Raw genomic sequence first — 21963 nt, 5'->3', positions numbered from 1 at the left:
CTCCCTTTCGTCGTAGGTCCTCGCTGAGTTTATCGTGTGAAACGGCTATGGGATAATTCCGGCTCGCCCATCGCTCTGGTCAGGGGACCCTCCAGAAGGTGTTCCCGAGGGCGTACATCTCGTAGATCCACCACGCCTGACCGGCCAGGCACAGTGCCAGCACCCCCACCCGCCAGGCGGTGGAGCGGGGCACGGCGACCGCGCCCCACAGCGGCGAGAGCGGCAGCAGCAGGCGCCAGGTGCTGGACTGCGGGAAGAAGACGGCCAGCAGATACAGCAGGTAGCTCGCGCTCCAGAGCCGCAGATCCACCCCGAGTGCGCGCGCGTAACGGCTTCGCCACAGGGCCACGGCCGTCAGCCCGACCAGCAGCACGAGCACGATCACCCCGACGGCGGCGGGCAGCCCCAGGACTCCCGCCCAGAAGGCGCTTCCCTGCACGAACCCCTCGAAGGGCACGAATCCCGCACCGGCATCGGGCAGCCACGAGCGACGCCACGCCAGTTCGGTCGACAGGTACGCGTCGGGATGTCCGGTGACCGCGCCGGCGATGACGATCCAGGAGAACCCCACGACGGCGGCGAGCAGGCCGGTCACGACGATGTTCACGACATCACGAGCCGGGAGCGGCTCGGTGCGACGGGTGAGCCAGCGATGGATGCCGTGGAGCGCCAGGAAGAGCGAGAAGGCGAGCACGCCCGGCCGGGTGAACCCCATGAGCGGAACGAGGGCGTACAGCCACCCGTAGCGCCGGCGCGCCACGGCCCACAGCCCGAGCATCAGCACCAGCAGGAACAGCGACTCCGCATAGCCGACGTGGAACATCGCCGCCAGCGGAGCGCACGCGAACATCGCAGCGGACCAGAGCGCCGCCGCCCTGCCGATGCGCTGCGTCAGCAGACGGCACAGCACGTAGGTCGCGCCGTAGCCGGCCAGCAGCGAGACCACGCCGGCGCCCGCCACCCACGACCCCAGCGGCAGCCCCACGACCGCTGCCACGGCCGGATACACCGGCAGGAAGGCCCACGCGTTCTCGGCGACGAGGCCCGCCTCGGTGATGGGAAGCGCAGCAGGGTAACCCGCCACAGCCACGAGCCAGTACCACTGCGCGTCCCAACCGGAGAGCAGGTCGCCCACAGTGGCGTCGGCGCCGAACCGTGAGCCGGGCCCCGAGAGAGCCGCCGCGGCCAGCAGCAGTCCCGTCGTGATGATCCGTGCGCCCACGTACAGTGCCGCCACCTGCAGCGACAGCGGCATCCCCGCCGGCAGGCGGAGGGTGGGACGCGTCAGGGAGCGCTCAGCCATGCGCGAAGACCCCGCTCGACGGCGTCGATCTGCGCCAGCGGCACGCGCTCCTCGTCGTGGTGGGCGAGCATCGCGTCGCCCGGCCCGTAATTGACGGCAGGAACGCCCATCGCCGAGAACCGCGCCACGTCGGTCCAGCCGTACTTGGGCTTGGGCGTGGCACCCACGGCGGCGACGAACTCCTGCGCCAGCGCGGCATCCAGCCCCGGCCGCGCGCCCTCCGCGGCGTCGGTGATCTCCACCTCGTACCCCGCGAAGACTTCCCGCACATGGCGCTCCGCCTCGGCGGCGTCGCGGCTCGGGGCGAAGCGATAGTTCACCTCCACTTCGCAGAGGTCGGGGATGACGTTGCCGGCGACGCCACCCGCGATGCGGACGGCGTTGAGACCCTCCCGGTACACGAGGCCCTCGACCTCGATCTCCTGCGGGCGGTAGTCGGCGAGCCGGGCCAGCACAGGGGCGGCGGCGTGGATGGCGTTGTCGCCCATCCAGGCCCGGGCGCTGTGCGCCCGCACGCCCCGGGTGCGCACCACGGCGCGGAGCGTCCCGTTGCAGCCGCCCTCCACCTCGCCGCCGGAAGGTTCTCCCAGGATGGCGAAGTCGGCGGCGAACAGGTCGGGGCGGCTGCGGGCCAGGCGCGTCAGCCCGCTGCGCGAGGCTTCGACCTCCTCGTGGTCGTACCAGAGCCAGGTGATGTCGACCCGGGGGTCCACGAGCTCCGCGGCCAGCTTGAGCTGCACCGCCACCCCCGCCTTCATGTCGACGGTGCCGCGACCCCACAGATAGGGCTCGCCGTCGACCTCGATGTGGCGGGTGGGGAGGTTGGCGTTGATCGGCACCGTGTCGAGGTGGCCGGCGATCGCGACGCGCTGGGCGCGGCCGAGGTCGGTGCGCGCCACGATCGTGTCGCCGTCGCGGTGCACCTCGAGGTGCGGCAGCTCGATCAGCACCTCGTGGATCGCGTCGGCCAGCGCGGTCTCGTCATCCGAGACGCTGGGGATGTCGCAGATCGCGCGGGTGATGTCGACGGAGGACGCGGTGAGGTCTAGCCGTGGCATCCCCCGAGTCTAGCCAGCCGGCGCAGCCCGATAATCTGGAGGGATGAGCGATGCACGATGGATCTGGGCCACGGGACTGACGACCACTGCGGCGGACGGCACCGTGCTCGACGCCTGGTTCCCCCGCCCCGAGGCGGGTCGTCGCCCTGTCGACGTCGACGCCGAGGCGGATCTCGATGGCCTCACCGGACCCGATGAGCGACGCCGGGTGACCGTGTCGGCGGTGTCGCTGGAGATCGACCTGGATGCCGCGCCCGGCTCGACCGCCGACGCGTACCTGCGGCTGCACGCGCTGTCCCACCGCCTCGTCGCACCGAACGACCTCAACCTCGACGGCATCTTCGGTCACCTTCCGATCGTCGCGTGGACCAACGCCGGCCCGATGCTCCCCGACGACGCCGCCGCGCTGCGCCCGTCGCTGCAGCGCCACGGCATCCAGGTGCAGGGCCTCGACAAGTTCCCGCGCCTCACCGACTACGTCGTTCCCGCTGGCGTGCGCATCGCCGACACCTCCCGCGTGCGCCTGGGCGCCTACCTCTCCCCCGGCACCACGGTGATGCACGAGGGATTCGTCAACTTCAACGCCGGCACGCTGGGCGCCTCGATGGTGGAGGGGCGCATCTCACAGGGCGTCGTCGTCGGCGACGGCAGCGACATCGGCGGCGGGGCCTCGATCATGGGCACGCTCTCCGGCGGGGGCAGCCACCGGGTGTCAATCGGCGCGCGGACGCTGCTGGGCGCCAACGCCGGCATCGGCATCTCGCTCGGCGACGACTGCGTGGTGGAGGCCGGGCTGTATGTCACCGCCGGCACGAAGGTCGTGCTCGCCGACGGGCCGGCACGTCACGACGGCGCGCCCCAGGTCGTGAAGGCCGCAGAGCTCTCCGGCGCCTCCGGCGTGCTGTTCCGCCGCAACTCGCTCACCGGCGCCGTCGAGGCCGTGCGGCGCGAGGGCGTCGGCGTCACACTGAACGAGGCTCTGCACGCCTGAGCGTCAGAACACCAGGAACAGCGTGAAGCACCACAGGCAGATGAACACCAGCATCCCCAGGCTGTAGAGGATCGACGCCCGCAGGATCTCGCTCTCGCGGCCCGACAATCCCACCGCCCCGGCGGCGATCGCGATCGACTGCGGAGAGATGACCTTCGCCGTGTTGCCGCCGGCGGTGTTGCCCGCCACCAGCAGCGACGGGTCGGCGCCGATGCCCTGCGCACTGGCCACCTGCAACGGCCCGAAGAGGGTGTTGTTGTTGACCACCGAGCCGGTGAGGAACACCCCGACCCAGCCGATGACGGGGGCCACGAGCGGCACCAGCACGCCCATCGCCGCGAGGGCCTGCCCCATCGAGGTCGAACCGCCGGAGTAGTTGGCGATGTTCGCCAGCGCCAGGATCAGGGCGATCAGCACGAGCGCCTGCCATAGCGTGCGCAGCGTCCCGCCCAACTCCCCCAGCAGACTCGGCCGCGACGCGCGTGGCGTCGTGAGGTACGACACGATGACCGCCAGCAGGATGGCGGTGCCGGTCGCATTGATCGGCGTGAACGCCCACGTGGCGGTGACGACGGTGCCGGACGCGGTGACCACCTCGTCGGTCAAACCGGCGATCGGCACCGCGAAGGCGGCGCCGGCCAGCGGCCCCTCCGCGGCGAACAGGTTCTTGAAGAACGGCAGGCTCCACAGCAGGATGAACGCCGTCAGGATGTAGAACGGGCTCCAGGCCCGTGCGATCTCACCCAGCGAGTGGGACTGCGCCTCGGGGACGGCATCGCCGTCGGCGCGGAACTGGTTCTTGGGCTGCCAGATCCGTCCCAGGAGGAACAGCGCGACCATCGTCCCGAGACCGGCGCCGAGGTCGGCCAGCTCGGGTCCGAGGAACCAGAGCACCCCGCCCTGGATGCCACTGAAGACCACGGTGACCACCAGTGTCGCCGGCCATGTCTCCCGCAGGCCTCGCCAGCCGTCGAGGATCACGACGAGCAGGAAGGGGATCAGCACCGTGAGCGGCTGCAGCACGACGACCATCGCCTTCGACAGCAGGGCGACGTCGATCCCGGTGACCTGGGCACCGACGAGCACGGGGATGCCGATGGCGCCGTACGCGCCCGCGCCGGCGTTGGCGACGAGGCAGATCATGGCCGCCCGCACCGGGCGGAAGCCCAGCTGCACGAGCAGCGCAGCGCAGATGGCGATGGGGACCCCGAACCCGGCGGCACCCTCCAGGAACGCTCCGAAGGCGAACGCGATCAGCAGCACCTGGATGCGCTGGTCACGCGAGATGCCGCCGATCGAGGCGCGGATGACGTCGAAGTGACCGCTCGCGACCGCCAGCCGGTACAGCCACAGCGCCATCACGACGATGTAGGCGATCGGCCAGAGCGCGGTGAGGATGCCCAGCAGACCGGACCCGGCGACGGCGCTCGCCGGCATCCCGAACCCCCACATCGACACGATGATCTGGGCGACCAGCGCGATCACGGCGGCGAGGATGCCGGTGAGCTTGAGCAGCACCAGACACACCAGGAACACGACGATCGGGATCGCCGCCGTCAATGCAGAGAGCCAGAGGCTCCCGAAAGGGTCCGTCGTCTGTTCCCACATGGCGCCTCCGCTCGTACGGATGGTCGTGCGCGGGTCAGGCTACGCCCCAACGGCCCCGAAGGTCACCCCTCCGGCTCGGCGAGGCCGCGACGCGTCAGGCGCCGGGGTAATCGCGCAGCGGCGAGCCGGTGTACAGCTGCTGCGGGCGGCCGATCTTCGTCTGCGGGTCGTTCTGCATCTCGCGCCAGTGGGCGAGCCAGCCGGGGAGGCGGCCGATCGCGAACAGCACCGTGAACATGCGGGTGGGGAAGCCCATCGCCTTGTAGATGACGCCGGTGTAGAAGTCCACGTTCGGGTACAGGCGGCGCTGCTGGAAGTAATCGTCGTTCAGCGCGATCTCCTCCAACTCCTTCGCGAGATCCAGCAGCGGGTCGTGCACGCCCAACTCGGTGAGCACTTCGTCGGCGGACTCCTTGACGAGCTTCGCGCGCGGGTCGTAGTTCTTGTACACGCGGTGCCCGAAGCCCATGAGCTTCACACCGTCTTCCTTGTTCTTGACCCGCTCGACGAAGCGCTGCACGCTCTCGCCGGAGTCGCGGATGCGAGCGAGCATGTCGAGCACGGCCTCGTTGGCACCGCCGTGCAGCGGTCCGTAGAGGGCGTTGATGCCGGCGGAGATCGAGGAGAACTGGTTGGCCCCCGTGGATCCCACCAGGCGCACGGTCGACGTCGAGGCGTTCTGCTCGTGGTCCTCGTGCAGGATCAGCAGGCGCTCGAGCGCCCGGGACATCACGGGGTTGATCTCGTACTGCTCGCTCATGACGCCGAAGTTCAGGCGCAGGAAGTTGTCGACGAAGCTCAGCGAGTTGTCGGGGTACAGGAACGCCTGGCCGACGCTCCTCTTGTGCGCGTAGGCGGCGATGACCGGCAGCTTCGCGAGCAGGCGGATGGTGTTGAGCTCCACGTGCTCGGGGTTGCTGGGGTCGGACTGACCCTCGTAATAGGTCGACAGGGCCGCCGTCGCCGACGACAGCACCGACATGGGGTGCGCGGTGTGCGGCAGCGACGAGAAGAAGCGCTTGATGTCCTCGTGCAGCAGCGTGTGACGGCGGATGCGCTCGTCGAATGCGCCGAGCTCGTCGGCGGTGGGCAGCTCGCCGTACAGCAGGAGCCAGGCGACCTCGAGGTAGGTGCTGTTGGTCGCCAGCTGCTCGATGGGGTATCCGCGGTAGCGGAGGATGCCCTCATCGCCGTCGATGTAGGTGATGGCGGACTTCGTGGCCGCCGTGTTGACGAAGCCGTAGTCGAGGGTGGTGTGACCGGTCTGCTTGGTGAAGGTCGACAGGTCGACGCTGGGCGCGCCGTCTGCGCCGGTGATGACCGGCAGTTCTGCGGTGCGCTCCCCGATCGTCACCGTGGCTACGGGCTGGGGGGCTGTGGGCTGCTGGGTGCTCGCGTCGCTCACGAAGCCTCCTTGCGGTCGGGGTCGTCGGTGGATACAGCCTACTGGGCTGGGCGGCGTACTCCGATCAGCGCCAGAGGAACGGCCGATCGGGTGGAGGAAACCTACGAGGGCGCCAGTCGCCTGGCCGCTTCGTAGATGCGCTCATCGGTCGCGGTGAGGGAGAAGCGCACGTGCTGCGGGAACTGGCTGCCGTAGAAGTGGCCGGGACCGGCGAGGATGCCGCGCTCGGCCAGTGCGCCCATGCTCTCCCAGGCGTCGCGGCCTTCGGTGGCCCACAGGTACAGGCCGGCCTCGCTCTGGTCGATGCGGAAGCCCGCCCCTTCCAGGGCTGGGCGCAGCACGGCGCGCCGGCGACGGTAGATCTCCTTCTGCGCCGCGACGTGCGCGTCGTCGGCGAGGGCGGCGGCAGCCGCAGCCTGCACGGGCGCCGGCGGCATCAGGCCGAGGTGCTTGCGTGCCGTCAGCAGCCGGGCGACGATGTCGCCGTCTCCGGCGAGGAACGCGGCGCGGTAGCCGGCCAGGTTCGACTGTTTGCTCAGCGAGTAGACCGACAGCACGCCGGTGGGCTCTCCCCCGGTCACCCGCGGGTCGAGGATGCTGGGGACGGGCTCGTGCGCCCAGCGGCCGTCCCAGCCCAGTTCGGCGTAGCACTCGTCGCCGGCGATCACCGCGCCGAGCTCCCGGGCACGCGTCACCGCGGCACGCAGGTGGTCGTGGTCGAGAACGCGCCCGTCGGGGTTGCCCGGCGAGTTCAGCCAGATCAGGCGGGTGCCCTCCGGCCAGTCTGCGGGATCGTCGGCGGCCAGCGGCGTCGCGCCGACCAGCCGAGCGCCGACCTCGTAGGTGGGGTAGGCCGCGCGCGGGTGCACGACGACGTCCCCGGGGCCGAGGCCGAGCAGCAGCGGCAGCAGCGCGACGAGCTCCTTCGAACCCACCGTCGGCAGGACGTGGTCGGGGGTCAGCCCCGGCACGCCGCGCCGGCGGGCGAACCACGCGGCGATCGCCGCGCGCAGGCCGGGGGTTCCCGCCGTCTGAGGGTAGGCGTGCGCATCGGTCGCGGCGGCGAGGGCGGCCGCGATGACGGGCGGCGTCGGATCGACCGGAGAGCCGATCGAGAGGTCCACGATGCCCCCGCGGTGGGCGCGCGCGGTCGCCGCGTACGGCGCGACGGCATCCCAGGGGTAGTCGGCGAGGTCGGCGACCCCCACGTCAGGCCTGCGGCGGGAGAGCGGCGATGATCGGGTGATCGTGCTTGATCACCCCGGTCTTGGCGGCACCACCAGGCGAGCCGATGTCCTGGAAGAACTCGACGTTGGCCGTGTAGTAGTCCGCCCACTCGGCGGGGAGGTCGTCTTCGTAGTAGATCGCCTCGACGGGGCAGACCGGCTCGCAGGCGCCGCAGTCCACGCACTCATCGGGGTGGATGTACAGCGACCTCTCACCCTCGTAGATGCAGTCCACAGGGCACTCGTCGATGCAGGCTCGGTCCTTGACATCGACGCACGGAAGAGCGATCACATACGTCACCGCTTCAGTCTAGGCGACCTCTCGGGAGAGGGAAGGCGGGACAGATCCGGCCAGGCCACGACGACCGCCACGATCAGCGGAACCGCGATGGTCCACACCAGGCCGGGAGAGAACTCCCCCGCGGGTGGCGCGGGCACGATGACCGACCCGCCCGGGCCGGCACCGGAGAACACCAGCGCGGCCACCATCACGCCGAGACCTGCGGCCAGAGCCGCCCAGCGGTCGGCGGTGAGCAGCCGCATCGCGATCAGCAGCGCGGTCACCCCGATGACGGCCAGCAGCAGGCCCAGCGGGATCGGCCCGAGGAGGAAGGCCTGCGCGACCGTGCCGGCCACACCGTAGACGAGCCCCACGGCGAGGGCGAGGATCCACGTCACTACGCGGGCACCGGTCGTCGTCACGGGTTCAGTCTAGGCGGCGGTCAGGCCGCCCACCCGGCGAGGCGCAGCAGCGCGGCGGTCGCGGCGGCGGCGACCACCACCACGAGGAAGGGGGCGCGCAGCAGCAGCAGCCCGGCGGCCACCGCCAGGGCGGGCACGCGGGCGTCGACCACCACGGCCTGCCCGATCCCCAGCGCCTGGACGGCGACGAGGGCGGCCAGGAGCGCCACGGTGAGCAGATCCGCGATGCGGGAGGGCGCCGGCGCCTCGAGCACCTTCGGCGGGATGAGATACCCGACCGCCTTCAGCCCGACGCACACGACGGATGCCAGGAGCACCGCGGTCCAGAGGGTCACGGCAGCCCCTCCCGCTCGGGCACGTCGTCGGGTTCGGCGAAGCCCGTCGCGGCTCCGCGGGGCGCGAACCAGTTGAACGCGCCCACCACGATCGCCACCACTGCGGCGAGGAGCACCGGCAGGCCGGGCATGAGGGCCGGCGTGAGCACGGTGGCGACGACGGCGGCCGCGACTCCCACCACGATCGCCTGCCGCTGCCGCAGGCGCGGCCACAGCAGCGCGAGGAACGCCGCAGCGGCCGCGGCATCGAGTCCGTAGGCACGGGGGTCGCCGAGCAGATCGCCGAGGAGCGCTCCGGCGAGGGTGGACAGGTTCCAACCGACGTAGATTCCGACCCCGGTGACCCAGAACCCCGCGCGGCGCGCACGCGGCGCGGTCTGGGCGAGCGCGACGGCGGTGGACTCGTCGATGGTGAACTGCGCCGCTGCGGCCCGGTGCCAGCGCCGGCCGCCGATCACCGGAGCCATGCGCATCGCATAGGCGACGTTGCGCACGCCCAGGAGGCTCGCCGAAGCGATGGCCGCCGGCGCGGCAGCCACTCCCCCGGCGCCGATCACGCCGACGAACGCGAACTGCGAGCCGCCGGTGAACATCATCAGGCTCAGCACGCACGTGTGCCATACGTCGAGGCCGGCGGACACCGCCAGCGCGCCGAACGACACCCCGTAGGCGCTGGTCGCCAGGGCGACGCCCAACCCTTCGCGGGTCGCGCGTCGCACCTGGCGGTCGGCATCCGCCCCGGCGGAGGGCGGGTCTTCACTCACCCGTCGATGCTACCGGGCACCGGCTCAGGCGCTGGCGTCCTGGCGCTTCAGGCGGGCGGTGGCGCGGGCTCGCTCGTTGCCGTCCAGGTTCACCTTGCGGATGCGCACGATCTCGGGGGTGACCTCGACGCATTCGTCGTCGCGGGCGAACTCGAGGCTCTCCTCGAGCGTCAGCACCCGCGGCGGCGTCATCGACTCGAAAGTGTCCGAGCTCGCGGCACGCATGTTCGTGAGCTTCTTCTCCTTGGTGATGTTCACGTCCATGTCGTCTGCGCGCGAGTTCTCGCCGATGACCATGCCCTCGTACACCTCCTGCGTGGGCTGGACGAAGAACGACATCCGCTCCTGCAGGGCGATCATCGCGAAAGGCGTGACGACACCCGAGCGGTCAGCGACGACGGAGCCGTTCTGACGCGTCTGGATGTGCCCGGCCCACGGCTCGTAGCCGTGCGAGATCGCGTTGGCGATGCCGGTGCCGCGGGTGGTGGTGAGGAACTCGGTGCGGAAGCCGATGAGACCGCGGGAGGGGACGATGAACTCCATGCGCACCCAGCCGGTGCCGTGGTTGGTCATGTTTTCCATGCGCCCCTTGCGGGCGGCCAGCAGCTGGGTGATCGCACCCAGGTACTCCTCGGGGGCGTCGATCGTGAGGTGCTCGAACGGCTCGTACGTCTTGCCGTCGATCTTCTTCGTGACCACCTGGGGCTTGCCGACGGTCAGCTCGAAGCCTTCGCGGCGCATGTTCTCGACGAGGATGGCCAGGGCCAGCTCACCGCGGCCCTGCACCTCCCACGCGTCGGGGCGCCCGATGTCGACGACCTTCAGCGACACGTTTCCGATGAGCTCTCGGTCGAGGCGGTCCTTGACCATGCGCGCGGTCAGCTTGTGACCCTTGACCTTGCCGACCAGCGGCGAGGTGTTCGTGCCGATCGTCATCGAGATCGCCGGCTCGTCGACGTGGATCTGCGGCAGGGGCCGCACGTCCTCGGGGTCGGCGATCGTCTCACCGATCGTGATGTCGGGGAAACCGGCGATGGCGACGATGTCGCCGGGGCCGGCGGACTCGGCCGGGTAGCGGTCGAGGGCGCGGGTCTTCAGCAGCTCGGTGATGCGGGCGTTGCTGGTCGTGCCGTCGGCGCGCACCCAGGCCACCGTCTGGCCCTTCTTCAGCGTGCCGTTGAAGACGCGCAGCAGGGCGAGGCGGCCGAGGAACGGCGAGGAGTCGAGGTTGGTGACCCACGCCTGCAGCGGCGCCTCGTCGTCGTAGGACGGGGCAGGCACGTGCTGCAGGATGGCCTCGAACAGCGGCTCCAGGTCGTCGTTGTCCGGCAGGCTGCCGTTCTCGGGACGAGTGGTGGATGCCGCGCCCGCGCGACCCGAGGCGTAGACGACCGGAACGTCGAGCAGTGCGTCGACGTCGAGGTCGGGCACATCGTCCTGCAGATCGGAGGCGAGGCCCAGCAGCAGGTCGTGGGCTTCTTCCTCGACCTCGGCGATGCGGGCGTCGGGGCGGTCGGTCTTGTTGACCAGCAGGATGACGGGAAGCTTGGCCTCCAGCGCCTTGCGCAGCACGAAGCGGGTCTGCGGGAGGGGGCCCTCGCTGGCATCCACCAGCAGCACCACGCCGTCGACCATGGACAGGCCGCGCTCGACCTCGCCGCCGAAGTCGGCGTGGCCGGGGGTGTCGATGACGTTGATCGTCACCGGGGAGTCGGTGTGCAGGCCGTTGTAGGTGATCGCCGTGTTCTTGGCGAGGATCGTGATGCCCTTCTCACGCTCGAGGTCGTTCGAGTCCATCGCGCGCTCCTCCATGTGCTCGTGAGAGCCGAAGGACCCGGTCTGGCGGAGCATCGCGTCGACGAGCGTGGTCTTGCCGTGGTCGACGTGCGCGACGATCGCGACATTACGGAGGTCCGGACGGAGGGCGTGCGCCATCGATTTTCCTTGCAGGGAGAGGGGAAAGAGTCTTCGCCGTCCCCCGGTGAAACCGAAAGGCCGACACTCCAGGATACAGGAAGCGAGGCGGGGTCTCGTCGACCCCGCCTCATTCCGTGTATATCCGCCTCCGCCGGCGAGCGTGCGAAGACGCTCTCACCTGGGGCTGATCGTGGCTACTCCCCCGCCTCCGGGGTTTCTCCGAGCGAGTCCAGCAGCGCGCGGCGGGCCAGCCGGCGCTCGCGCTGCTCGACCGGGTCGGGGACGGGCGACGAGGCGAGCAGACGCTTGGTGTAGTCGTCCTGCGGGTCGTGCAGCACGGTGCTCGTCACACCCTGCTCGACCGCGTGGCCGTTCTTCATCACCAGCACGTGGTCGGCGAGCATGTCGACGACGGCCAGGTCGTGGCTGACCAGCATGCAGGCGAAGTCGAACTCCCGCTGCAGCTCGCGCAGCATGTCGAGCACTGCGGCCTGCACGGAGACGTCGAGGGCCGACGTCGGCTCGTCCGCGATCAGCAGCTCGGGCTTCAGCGAGAGCGCGCGCGCGATCGACACACGCTGACGCTGACCGCCGGAGAGCTCGTGCGGGTAGCGGTTGACGACGTCGGTGGGAAGGCGCACGGCGTCGAGGAGCTCGCGGGCACGGGCCTGACGCGACCGCTTGTCGCCCACACGGTGCACGACCATCGGCTCGATGATGCACTCGCCGATCGGGAAGCGGGGGTTCAGCGACGACGCAGGGTCCTGGAAGACCGCGCCGATGTGACGACGCACGTTCTTCGCGGCGCGCCCGCGCAGCTTGGCGAAGTCCTCACCGCGCACCTTGAGCGAACCCGAGGCCACGGGAAGCAGGCCCAGCACCGCCTTCGCGATCGTGGACTTGCCCGATCCGGACTCACCCACGACGCCGAGCACCTCGCGCCTGCCGAGGTCGAAGGAGACCCCTTCGACGGCGCGGAACGCCTTGCCGCGCATCACGTAGTCCAGTGCGAGATCCTCGGCCACGAGCACCAGGTCGCGCTCGGCCGGCGTCGCCGCGGCGCGCTCGCGCTCGCGCGTCTCGGTGACCGCGGTACCCGCACCCAGGGCCGAACCCGACAGGCGCGGCACGGCGTTGAGCAGCTTGCGGGTGTAGGGGTGCTGCGGGTTCTTGAGCACGTCCGTCACCAGGCCCTGCTCGACGAGCTCGCCCTTGTACATGACGACCACGCGGTCGGCGAGGTCCGCCACGACGCCCATGTTGTGCGTGATCAGCAGGATGCCGGCGTCGAGGTCGTCCTTGAGCGACCGCATCAGGTCGAGGATCTCGGCCTGCACCGTGACGTCGAGAGCCGTCGTGGGCTCGTCGGCGATGATCACGCGAGGGTTCAGGGCGATCGCCATCGCGATGACGATGCGCTGCCGCTGACCTCCCGAGAACTGGTGCGGGTACTGCGAGATGCGCGTCTCGGGGTCGGGGATGCCCACGCGCTGCAGCAGCTCGACCGAGCGCTCCCGCGCGTCCGCACCGTAGGCGACGTCGTGCAGCTCGAAGACCTCGGTCATCTGCCGCTCCACCGTCAGCACCGGGTTCAGCGCCGACATCGGCTCCTGGAAGATCATCGCCACCTGGGTGGCCCGCATCGCGCGCATCTTCTCCGGCGCGATACCGACGACCTCGGTGCCGCCGACCTCGGCGGAGCCGGTGACCAGGGCGTTCTCGGGGAGCAGCCCCATGGCGGCCGATGAGCTCACCGACTTGCCCGAACCCGATTCACCCACGATCGCGACGACCTCGCCGGGGCGGAGATCGAGGCTCACACCCTTGACAGCGCGGACGAGTCCGGACTCGACGGCGAAGTCGACCCGCAGATCGGTGAGCCGCAGCACGGCATCCGCGTCTGCGGCATGCGTGTCCATGTACGTCACGACAGTCCCTTCTCAGCGCGCAGGCGTTCCAGTCTGCGTGGACTCCATTTGCGGGTCTGCCGCGGATCGAAGGCGTCGCGCAGACCGTCCCCGATGAAGTTCACCGCCAGCACGATGACCAGGATGATCATGCCCGGCCACCAGAACAGCCACGGCCGGTTGGTGAAGGCACCCTGGTACGTGCTGATGAGCAGACCGAGCGACGTCTCGGGCGCCCGCACACCGAACCCGAGGAAGCTCAGCGAGCTCTCGAGCAGGATCGCGCCGCCGATCGCGAACGTGGCATTCACGACGATGATGCCGATCGTGTTGGGCACCAGGTGCTTGAAGATGATCCGGAACGCGCTCGCACCGGTCGAACGGGCGGCCGCGACGTAGTCGCGCTCACGGAGCGAGAGGACCTCTCCGCGCACCAGACGCGCCAGGCCCGTCCACGAGGCGAGACCGATCATCAGGGCGAGCGCGAAGATGCCTCCGCCGGAGATCTTGCCGAGCACGGCGGCGAGGACGAGCAGCGGGATGACGATGAAGATGTCGGTGATGCGCATCAGCACGTTGTCGACCCAGCCGCGGAAGTAGCCCGCGACCGCGCCCATGACGGCGCCGATCGTCGTCGCGACGATACCCACGGTGAAGGCGATGATCAGCGACCGCTGGGTGCCGACCATCACGAGCGAGAAGTAGTCCTTGCCGACGTTGTCCTGCCCGAAGGGGTGCTCGCCCCAGCGGATGCCGTCCCCGCCGAGCCACGTCGGGATCAGGCTCAGCGTCGGACGGCCGCCGTCGATGACGTTGCCCGCCGCGAGGTAGCTCTTGTCCCACCAGCCGGGGATGCCGGCGAAGCCGATCGACGTGAAGGCGACGATGATGATCGCGAAGAGGAGGACGGTCGAGATCAGCGCCGCACGGTGACGGAGGAACCGTCGCAGCACCAGCCGTCCCTGTGAGAGCGGCTTGGTGTCCTTGGCGGCGAGGGCCGCGTCCTCGGCCTCTGCGAGGTCGTAGATCGCGTCGTTCTGGGGTGTGGAGTTGTTGCTCATACTCGGATCCTGGGGTCGAGGTAGGCGTAGGAGATGTCGGCGAGAAGGTTGAACAGCACCGCCACACCACCGGTGATCACGAAGAACGCCATGACCGGCGCGGGGTCGACCTGGTCGAGGCCGACGGCGAACAGGTCACCCATCCCCTTCCATCCGAAGACGCGTTCGGTAACGACCGCGCCGCCGATGAGGCCCGCGAAGTCGAACGCGGCGATCGTCGCGATCGGGATGAGGGCGTTGCGCAGCGCGTGCCGGAAGATGACGGTGCGCTCCGGCGCGCCCTTCGCGCGCGCGGTGCGGATGTAGTCCTGACGGTTCACCTCGAGCATCGAGGTGCGGGTGTACCGGCTGTAGCTCGCCAGTGAGATGAGCGTCAGCAGCAGCGTCGGCAGCAGCATCTGCGTGCCGTAGTCGAGGAAGGTCTCCCAGAAGCCACCGCGGAAGTTCGGCGTCTGCGAGCCGATCGTGGAGATCGGACGAGGCTTGAGATTCAGGAACGTCGGCCACACCCGGAAGAGGTGGTCGAGTGCCGTGAGTCCTGCACCGATCACGCCCGTCACCGTGGCGGCGATGATCGCCTGAGTGCGGTAACGGTGGCTCATGAACCGCGCGAGGACCCAGGGCAGGGCGATCGCGAGGACGATGCCGAGGATGAGCACGCCCCAGTTCATGTAGTAGACGAAGACGTTGAAGAGCACCAGCTGCATGATGCTGACGCCGGCAGCCGTGATGAGCGCCGGAACGAGCACCTCCCGGTTGCGCAGCCCCACGGTCATGGCGGTGACGCTGAGCGCCACACCGAAGGTCAGGACGGCGACGCCGATCATTCCGAGCTGGGGGTTGCGGAAGAGGTCGAGTGCCGTGAAGGTCGGCATCACGATGGCGAAGAACGCCGTGGTGACGAGGAAGGTCGCTATCCGCCGCTTGACGGAGCCCGCGAGAACCACCTGCATCACGAATCCGAGGACCACGGAGATGAGGATGATCTGTACCGGAGTGAAGCCCGGGTCCTGCAGCCAGTTGTTGAACCCGATGGCCATGTACTCCTTGAGGAGCACGGCGGCCCAGAACACCGGAAGCGAGAAGAAGAGGAAGGTGCCGAACGTCACCGCGTAGTCGAGGCCCGAGTACTGACGGACGGCGGTCAGGATGCCGACCGCGACGCCGATGATGAGGGCGAGCACGGTGGCAAGGAGGACGAGGCGCAGTGTCGAGGAAGCAGCCTGGCCGAGGAGGGTGCCGACATCTACGCCGGAGCGGTTGGTGCCGAAATCGCACTGGCCGATGACGCATCGGCTGACGCCGCCCAGCCAATCGAGATAGCGCTGCCACCACGGCAGGTCGAGATTCATGTACTCGATGCGCTGCTGGATCAGGAGCTCGCGGTTGCGCGCGTTGCTCTCGCGCAGCTCTGCGAGCGGATCCCCGGAGTTGATGACCAGTACGTACATCAGTACCGAGGCGCCCAGCATGATGCCGAACGCCTGGACCAGGCGTCGCAGGATGAACTTCAGCACGACAGTGCTTCCCTTCGGGTTTATCGGGAACGGTCGCGATCACAGATGTGCGGGCCGGCAGGAGGCCGACCCGCACATCTGAACGTCGGCCGAATTACTCGGCGCTGCTCCAAGCGTACGCGTTCCACGAGATACCACTCTGCGTGGTGGTCCGCTCGACGCCGTCGATGCTGGCGCTGGCAGCGTCGACGCCCGGGTGGGCGAAGACCGGGATGCCGAACAGGTCAGCCCACAGCAGCTCCTCGATCACCTTGGTCTGCTCGAGGTGCACCTCGGGGTCGAGGCTGTTCTTCAGCGTCGCCCATGCGGCGTCGACCTCGGGGTTGGAGTAGCCACCGTAGTTCTGCGGCTTGCCCGTGGCGTAGATGTTCTCGCCCGAGGCGATCTGGCCGGAGCCGGCCCAGGCGAACAGCGCCACCTCGTAGTCACCGCGCTCCTGGGTGCCGCCCGGGGCGAAGAAGTCCTCGTTGCCCGCGTCGACGATGTTGAAGCCGGCCTGGTCGCACGACGACTTGATCAGAGCGACCTCGTCGGCACGGCGCGGGTTGGGAGCGGAGTATCCGATGCGGACCTCAGCACCCTCGGCGCCCTGCTCCGCGACGATGCGCGCTGCCTCTTCGATGTTCGGCTCGTCGTACTCACCGTTGTAGGAAGCCTCGAGGACCTCGTCGTAGGTGGGCTGGAAGGGGAACACCTCACGGGCGTTCAGCACGACGGCAGCCGGGTCGATCGGCTTGATGAGGTTGTCGACGATCTGCTGGCGCGGCACGCACATGGCGAAGGCCTGACGCAGCTCCAGGTTGTCGGCGAACAGCGAGCCCTCGATGAAGTTGAAGTCGAGGTGCTCCCACGTCAGCGACGGACCGGCGAGGATGTTGACGGCGTCGCCGAGCTCCTCGAGCTGAGCGAGCGTGTCGACGGTCGGCTGCGGGGCGATGACGTCGAGGTCACCGTTGTCCAGCGCCTGGACCATCGCGTCCTGGCCGACGAAGCGGAACACGAGCTCCGCGTTCTGCGGCGCGAGCTTCTCGCCGTAGTAGTCCTCGTTCGCGACGAGGGTGACGGACTGACCGGCATCCCACGAGCCGAGCTTGTAGGGACCGGAGGACGGGATGAGCGCCTCGTCGGGCAGCTCGCCCGGGTTGGTGAACCAGCCGGTGTTCCAGAACTCGGCGGCGGGCTCAAGAGCGGCGCTGTCGCCGTCGAGGATCGCCTGGGCGAGCTCCTCGGTCTCCATACCGGCCTGCTCCGCGACGATGTGTGCGGGGTCGACCAGCCAGGTCTGGATCTTCCAGTCCGGGTTCTTCACGGCGTACTCGACCGTGAACTCCTTGCCGTCGAGGTCACCCTGGGGGCCCTCGGGGACCTCGTCGCCCATGTCGGCCGAGACCGAGTTGAACAGCGGGCCATCTGCGCCGGCGAGGTTCGTGTTCTGCACGCCCCATGCCAGCACGACGTCGGCGACGGTGATCGGGGTGCCGTCAGACCAGGCGGCGTCGTCGGAGATCGTGTACTCGACGGTGAGCGGGTCCTCGGAGATGAGCTCGTAGGAGCCCAGGTCCGTGTTGTCCTCGACGGTGCCGTCCGGCGCGAAGTAGGTGAAGCCGACCTTCAGCTGGTCGACGATCGCCGAGTTGTACGTGCTGTACGTCTCGGGCGTGAAGCCGTTGTAGCTGATGAAGTCGTTGGGGCCCACGGACACCGAGATCGACGCGGTGCCGGTCGGCTCGTTGCTGTCACCGGTGTTGCCGTCGCTGGGCGGCGCGCAGGCGGTGAGCGCCAGGGCGGTGACGCCGATGGCGGCCCCGGCGATAAGGGTTCGACGTGAACGCATTTGGTCTCCTACATTGGTGCGGGCAAGGGTTATCGCGGCCTGCGTCGACGGACCTTCATCGCTCGGGCTACGAATACCGAAACTATATGTTCGGCACAGAGCCCATCCAAAGCCAGGCGCCCAATAGTTACAAACCCTTAACTCAGGCCGCCATGCCGCTCACCATGACGGCGAGCAGCCCCCAGACGATCAGGCCGGCCAGCGACAACAGCACCGGCAGGTTCCACCACCGGCGCACCTCGCCCGCCGAAGACAGCCGGGAGTCGGCGTTTTCCCACTCTCCGAGGATGAGATCGAGGTCCGAAGACGTGGCACCGGGCCGCTCGGCATCCGACCAGGGGGTCGCGCGCGGACGCGGGCGCGGGCGCCGCACCTCCGGGCCGCCGAAGGCGGCGATCTGGGAGCCGTCGTCGAGATGCAGCGTCAGCTGCCACCGGGTCGTGATGTCGCGCACGCGGCCCCAGGGCACCTCGGCGCACCGGAGGGGATTGATGACGGTGACACCGTGAGCATCGGTCTGCACCTTCGGGACGAACAGGACGGCGAAGATGATCCAGTCCACCAGGAGGATCCCCGGCGCCAGCAGCAGCATCCCGCCGACCCCCGAGCGCAGTGCGGCATCCCCCAGGAGGAACAGCGTGATGGCGCCGGCGATCACGAGTGCGACCGTTCCGGATCGCGATCGGTAGACCCGGCGGTCCGGACGTGCGTCCTGACTCATGTCTCCGGGTCGCCGGAACCGGCGCCGAGCACCATCGAGGCGCCGGGGATCGCCTCCAGCAGACGTCGGGTGTACTCCTCGGCGGGGTTGGCGAAGATCTCGTCCACCGTCCCCTGCTCGACGATCCTGCCGCGCTCCATCACGCAGACGAAGTCGGCCACCACGCGCACGACGGCGAGGTCGTGCGTGATGAACAGATACGTCAGCCCGAGCTCGGACTGCAGGTCCGCCAGCAGCTGCAGGATCTGGTCCTGCACCAGCACGTCCAGCGCCGACACGGCCTCGTCGAGCACGACGATGTCGGGCTTCAGCGCGAGGGCGCGGGCGATCGCCACGCGCTGACGCTGCCCGCCGGACAGCTCGTTCGGATAGCGGGAGGCCAGCTCCTGCGGCAGCGAGACCTGGTCGAGCAGCTCGGCGACGCGCGCGCGTCGTGAGCGGGCGTCACCCACGTGGTGCACCTCGAGCGGCTCGGCGATCGTGCCGCCGATGCTGCGGAGCGGGTCGAGCGATCCGTAGGGGTCCTGGAAGACGGGCTGCATCCGGCGGCGCAGGGCGAAGGACTTGCGTCCCGACAGCCGCGCGATGTTCTCGCCCTCGATGAGGATGGAGCCGGACGTCGGCTTCTCGAGGTCCAGCACCATCTTGGCGATCGTGGACTTGCCCGAGCCCGACTCCCCCACCAGCGCCAGCGTGCGCCCGCGCGGGATCTCGAACGAGACGCCGTCGACGGCGCGGAACCGCTCGCTGCGGAACGACCCCTGCCGGATCTTGTACTCCTTGACGAGATCGCGCACCACGACGGCAGGCTCGGCGGTGGCGAGGTCGGCTTCATGCTGGATGCCGCGGTCCTCGGCGCGGGCCTGGATGCGCTGTGACGCCAGGCTCGGCGCCGCGGCCACGAGTCGCTGGGTGTACGGGTGCTGCGGGTCCTCCAGGATCGCGCGGCTGGGCCCGGACTCGACGATCTCGCCCTGGTTCATCACGACGATCGTGTCGGCGCGCTCGGCGGCCAGGCCCAGGTCGTGCGTGATGAGCAGGACCGACGTGCCCTTCTCCGCTGCGAGCGAGGCCATGTGATCGAGGATGACCCGCTGCACGGTGACGTCCAGCGCCGAGGTCGGCTCGTCGGCGATGAGCAGCTTCGGGTCGGCGGCGAGGCCGATGCCGATGAGCGCGCGCTGGCGCATGCCGCCCGAGAACTGGTGCGGGAACTGGTGCAGCCGGCGTTCGGCATCTGCCAGCCCCGCCTGCTGCAGCACCTCGACGGCGCGGCGCTCGACCTCTTTGCGGCCGCTGGCGATGCCGTTGGCGCGGATGGCCTCCTTGACCTGGAAGCCGATGCTCCACACCGGGTTCAGGTTGGACATCGGGTCCTGCGGGACGTAGCCGATCTCGCGGCCGCGGATGCGCTCCATCTGCGACTGCGTGAGCGTCGTGAGGTCACGGCCCTCCAGCGTGATGGACCCGCCCGTGACGTGCCCGGTGCCGGGGAGCAGGTTGACGATCGCGGAGGCGGTCGTGGACTTGCCCGACCCGGACTCGCCGACGATCGCGACGGTCTCCCCCGGGTGGATGTCGAGGTCGATCCCGTGGAGGACTTCGGTGGAGGTCTTGCCCGCGTCGAACGCGACGGTGAGGTCGCGGATCGACAGCAGAGGCGTGCGGTTCGCCGGCATCATCGACGTGCCCTCGCTTTCGGATCCAGGGCGTCTCGCAGGAGCTCCCCCAGGATGATGAACGCGAGGACCGTGAGGGTCAGCGCGATGGACGGGTAGATCAGCGCCATGGGCGCGACGCGCAGCGAGGACTGCGCCTGGCTGATGTCCAGACCCCACGACATGGTCTGGCTGCCGAGTCCGACGCCCAGGAACGACAGGGTCGCCTCGGCGGAGATCGCGGCGCCCAGCGTGATGGTCGCCACGACGATGACCGGCGCGAGGGCGTTGGGCAGCACATGCACCAGGAGGGTGCGGAACCGCGACAGGCCGAGGGCGCGGGACGCGGTCACGAAGTCCGCCTGCCGCACCCGCAGCACTTCGGAGCGGATCACGCGCGCCGTCGACGCCCAGGCGAATCCGCCGATCGCGAAGGCGAGGACGAGCGGGGTGCGGTTCTGCGAGAAGACGCTCATGACGACGATGGCCGCGAGGATGTACGGGATGGCGAAGAAGATGTCGCCGACCCGCGAGAGCACCGAGTCCAGCCAGCCGCCGTAGAAGCCGGCCAGCGCACCCATGATGACGCCGAGCAGCGTGCTGATGAGCGTGGCGAGCAGACCCACCACGAGCGAGGTGCGCGCGCCCCACACGATGCGCGCCCAGATGTCGCAGCCCTGGAACGTGAAGCCGAGCGGGTGTCCCGAGGCGGGGCCGCCGTTGCTGTTGGCGAGGAAGCACTGCGCGTTGGGCGGGACGGGCGTGAACAGCGTGGGCCAGGCCGCCATGAGGACCACGACGAGCAGGAGCAGCGCGGTGACCCAGAAGGTCGGACGCCGGCGGATGTCCCGCCACGCGTCGCGCCACAGGTTGCTGGGCTTGGCCTCCACGCGGACGGCGTCGACGTTGATCGTGGTGGTCTTGATGGGCGCGACGTAGTGCGCCGTGGGAAACCGGTCACTTGGCATAGCGGATCCTCGGGTCGAGCAGACCGTAGAGCAGGTCGATGATCAGGTTGACCAGGACGTAGACGATGACGAACACGGTCACGAAGGAGACGACCGTGGGGCCCTCCTGACGACGGACCGCCTGGAACAGCACGTTGCCGACGCCGGGCACGTTGAAGATGCCCTCCGTGACGGTCGCGCCCACCAGCAGCACCCCGAAGTTGGTGGCGGTGTTGGTGATGACGGGGATGAGGGAGTTGCGCAGCACGTGCACCGGGATGACGCGGCGACGCGACAGGCCCTTGCTGTAGGCGGTGCGCACCCAGTCCTGGTTGAGCGTGTCGATGACCGAAGCCCGGGTCAGGCGCATGCTCGTGGCATAGAGGCTGAGTCCCAGCACGATGGCCGGCAGCCACAGGTCCATCCAGCCGTTCTGCGCCCCGACGGTGGGGCGGAACCAGCCGAGCTGGATCGCCAGGAAGTACTGCGCGAGGAACGCCAGGACGAACACCGGGACCGCGACGAACACGAGGGCGATGACGAGCGAGGCGTTGTCGAACAGCTTGCCCTTGCGAAGCCCCGAGATCGTGCCGATGACGATCGCGAGCACGAGCTCGATCGCGATGGCCAGCGCCGCGAGGCGGATCGTCACGGGGAAGGTGCGGGCGAGGACCTCGCTCACGGGCTGGCCCGAGAAGCTGACCCCGAAGTCTCCCTGGAACACCCCGGTGATGTAGTAGAAGTACTGCACGATGAAGGGGTCGTTGAGGTGGTACTCCTCGCGGATCGCCTCCAGGAGCGCCGGGTTGGGCGTGCGGTCGCCGAAGAGGGCGAGGATCGGGTCGCCCGGCATGGCGAACACCATGAAGTAGATGAGCAGGGTGGCCCCGAAGAAGACGGGGATCACCTGGAGCACGCGTCTGACGATGTAACCGAGCACGTCGGCTCTCCTTGCGATCGGGGAGGCCGACGGGTCGCGTCGGGCTCCCACTCAGGCCGGTGCCACCCC

At 69.3% G+C, this 21963-nt stretch carries 19 protein-coding genes; 1 reads left to right on the top strand and 18 read right to left on the bottom strand.

The window, feature by feature from the left end:
* Positions 1–79: 79 nt before the first annotated feature.
* Both QNO26_RS06280 and dapE read right to left on the bottom strand, forming a co-directional pair.
* Entirely contained in the window at positions 80–1303 is a 1224-nt protein-coding gene (locus QNO26_RS06280; protein WP_257531321.1) for a putative hexosyltransferase, read from the bottom strand.
* Entirely contained in the window at positions 1285–2361 is a 1077-nt protein-coding gene (dapE, locus tag QNO26_RS06275; RefSeq protein ID WP_257531323.1) for a succinyl-diaminopimelate desuccinylase, read from the bottom strand. The genes QNO26_RS06280 and dapE overlap by 19 nt, the downstream gene beginning before the upstream one ends.
* A gap of 43 nt (positions 2362–2404) precedes the next feature.
* Between dapE and dapD the strand changes: the two genes are divergently transcribed.
* Entirely contained in the window at positions 2405–3352 is a 948-nt protein-coding gene (gene dapD / locus QNO26_RS06270) for a 2,3,4,5-tetrahydropyridine-2,6-dicarboxylate N-succinyltransferase (protein WP_257531325.1), read from the top strand.
* A 3-nt stretch (positions 3353–3355) separates the two neighbouring features.
* On the opposite strand, the gene QNO26_RS06265 is transcribed toward dapD, so the two are convergent.
* The 16 genes from QNO26_RS06265 to QNO26_RS06190 form a co-directional block, all read right to left on the bottom strand.
* Positions 3356–4960 (bottom strand): L-lactate permease, encoded by a 1605-nt coding sequence (locus tag QNO26_RS06265; RefSeq protein WP_257638317.1) that lies wholly within the window; start codon positions 4958–4960, stop codon positions 3356–3358.
* A 94-nt stretch (positions 4961–5054) separates the two neighbouring features.
* Positions 5055–6365, bottom strand: coding sequence for a citrate synthase (locus tag QNO26_RS06260; RefSeq protein ID WP_257531329.1), 1311 nt, complete (start codon positions 6363–6365; stop codon positions 5055–5057).
* 101 nt (positions 6366–6466) lie between these two features.
* Positions 6467–7573 carry a succinyldiaminopimelate transaminase gene (dapC, locus tag QNO26_RS06255; RefSeq protein WP_257638316.1) on the bottom strand — a complete coding sequence of 369 codons (1107 nt, stop codon included), beginning with the start codon at positions 7571–7573 and terminating at the stop codon, positions 6467–6469.
* A 1-nt stretch (position 7574) separates the two neighbouring features.
* The gene (gene fdxA, locus QNO26_RS06250) at positions 7575–7892 is read right to left on the bottom strand and encodes a ferredoxin (RefSeq protein ID WP_257516462.1); all 318 of its coding nucleotides are present in this window, start codon (positions 7890–7892) and stop codon (positions 7575–7577) included.
* Complete coding sequence (locus QNO26_RS06245; protein ID WP_257531333.1) at positions 7889–8293, bottom strand: histidinol dehydrogenase; 405 nt, start codon at positions 8291–8293, stop codon at positions 7889–7891. The genes fdxA and QNO26_RS06245 overlap by 4 nt, the downstream gene beginning before the upstream one ends.
* Positions 8294–8313: 20 nt before the next feature.
* Positions 8314–8628 (bottom strand): AzlD domain-containing protein, encoded by a 315-nt coding sequence (locus tag QNO26_RS06240; protein WP_257531335.1) that lies wholly within the window; start codon positions 8626–8628, stop codon positions 8314–8316.
* Positions 8625–9392: an AzlC family ABC transporter permease gene (locus tag QNO26_RS06235; protein ID WP_257531337.1), complete on the bottom strand. Its 768-nt coding sequence runs from the start codon at positions 9390–9392 to the stop codon at positions 8625–8627. Before QNO26_RS06235 ends, QNO26_RS06240 begins: the two co-directional genes overlap by 4 nt.
* Positions 9393–9416: 24 nt before the next feature.
* Positions 9417–11327 carry a translational GTPase TypA gene (gene typA, locus QNO26_RS06230; protein WP_257531339.1) on the bottom strand — a complete coding sequence of 637 codons (1911 nt, stop codon included), beginning with the start codon at positions 11325–11327 and terminating at the stop codon, positions 9417–9419.
* Between the two features lie 176 nt (positions 11328–11503).
* Positions 11504–13228, bottom strand: a complete 1725-nt coding sequence (locus tag QNO26_RS06225) for a dipeptide ABC transporter ATP-binding protein (protein ID WP_257531753.1) — start codon at positions 13226–13228, stop codon at positions 11504–11506.
* A gap of 5 nt (positions 13229–13233) precedes the next feature.
* Positions 13234–14277, bottom strand: coding sequence for an ABC transporter permease (locus tag QNO26_RS06220; RefSeq protein ID WP_257519191.1), 1044 nt, complete (start codon positions 14275–14277; stop codon positions 13234–13236).
* Positions 14274–15794, bottom strand: a complete 1521-nt coding sequence (locus QNO26_RS06215; protein WP_257531341.1) for an ABC transporter permease — start codon at positions 15792–15794, stop codon at positions 14274–14276. The genes QNO26_RS06220 and QNO26_RS06215 overlap by 4 nt, the downstream gene beginning before the upstream one ends.
* A 94-nt stretch (positions 15795–15888) precedes the next feature.
* Positions 15889–17628: an ABC transporter substrate-binding protein gene (locus tag QNO26_RS06210; protein WP_257531343.1), complete on the bottom strand. Its 1740-nt coding sequence runs from the start codon at positions 17626–17628 to the stop codon at positions 15889–15891.
* Positions 17629–17770: 142 nt separating this feature from the next.
* A complete protein-coding gene (locus QNO26_RS06205) occupies positions 17771–18286 on the bottom strand; it encodes a PH domain-containing protein (RefSeq protein WP_257531346.1) in 516 nt (171 codons plus the stop codon).
* Between the two features lie 59 nt (positions 18287–18345).
* Positions 18346–20031 carry an ABC transporter ATP-binding protein gene (locus QNO26_RS06200; protein WP_257531347.1) on the bottom strand — a complete coding sequence of 562 codons (1686 nt, stop codon included), beginning with the start codon at positions 20029–20031 and terminating at the stop codon, positions 18346–18348.
* Positions 20028–20975: an ABC transporter permease gene (locus tag QNO26_RS06195; RefSeq protein WP_257531349.1), complete on the bottom strand. Its 948-nt coding sequence runs from the start codon at positions 20973–20975 to the stop codon at positions 20028–20030. The genes QNO26_RS06200 and QNO26_RS06195 overlap by 4 nt, the downstream gene beginning before the upstream one ends.
* Entirely contained in the window at positions 20965–21894 is a 930-nt protein-coding gene (locus QNO26_RS06190; RefSeq protein WP_257531351.1) for an ABC transporter permease, read from the bottom strand. Before QNO26_RS06190 ends, QNO26_RS06195 begins: the two co-directional genes overlap by 11 nt.
* Positions 21895–21963: the final 69 nt, after the last annotated feature.

It is taken from the genome of Microbacterium sp. zg-Y1090, assembly GCF_030246945.1.
Lineage (GTDB): Bacteria > Actinomycetota > Actinomycetes > Actinomycetales > Microbacteriaceae > Microbacterium > Microbacterium wangruii.
Note: the sequence above shows the minus strand (reverse complement) of the source record. Positions and strands in the feature narration are given on the sequence as shown.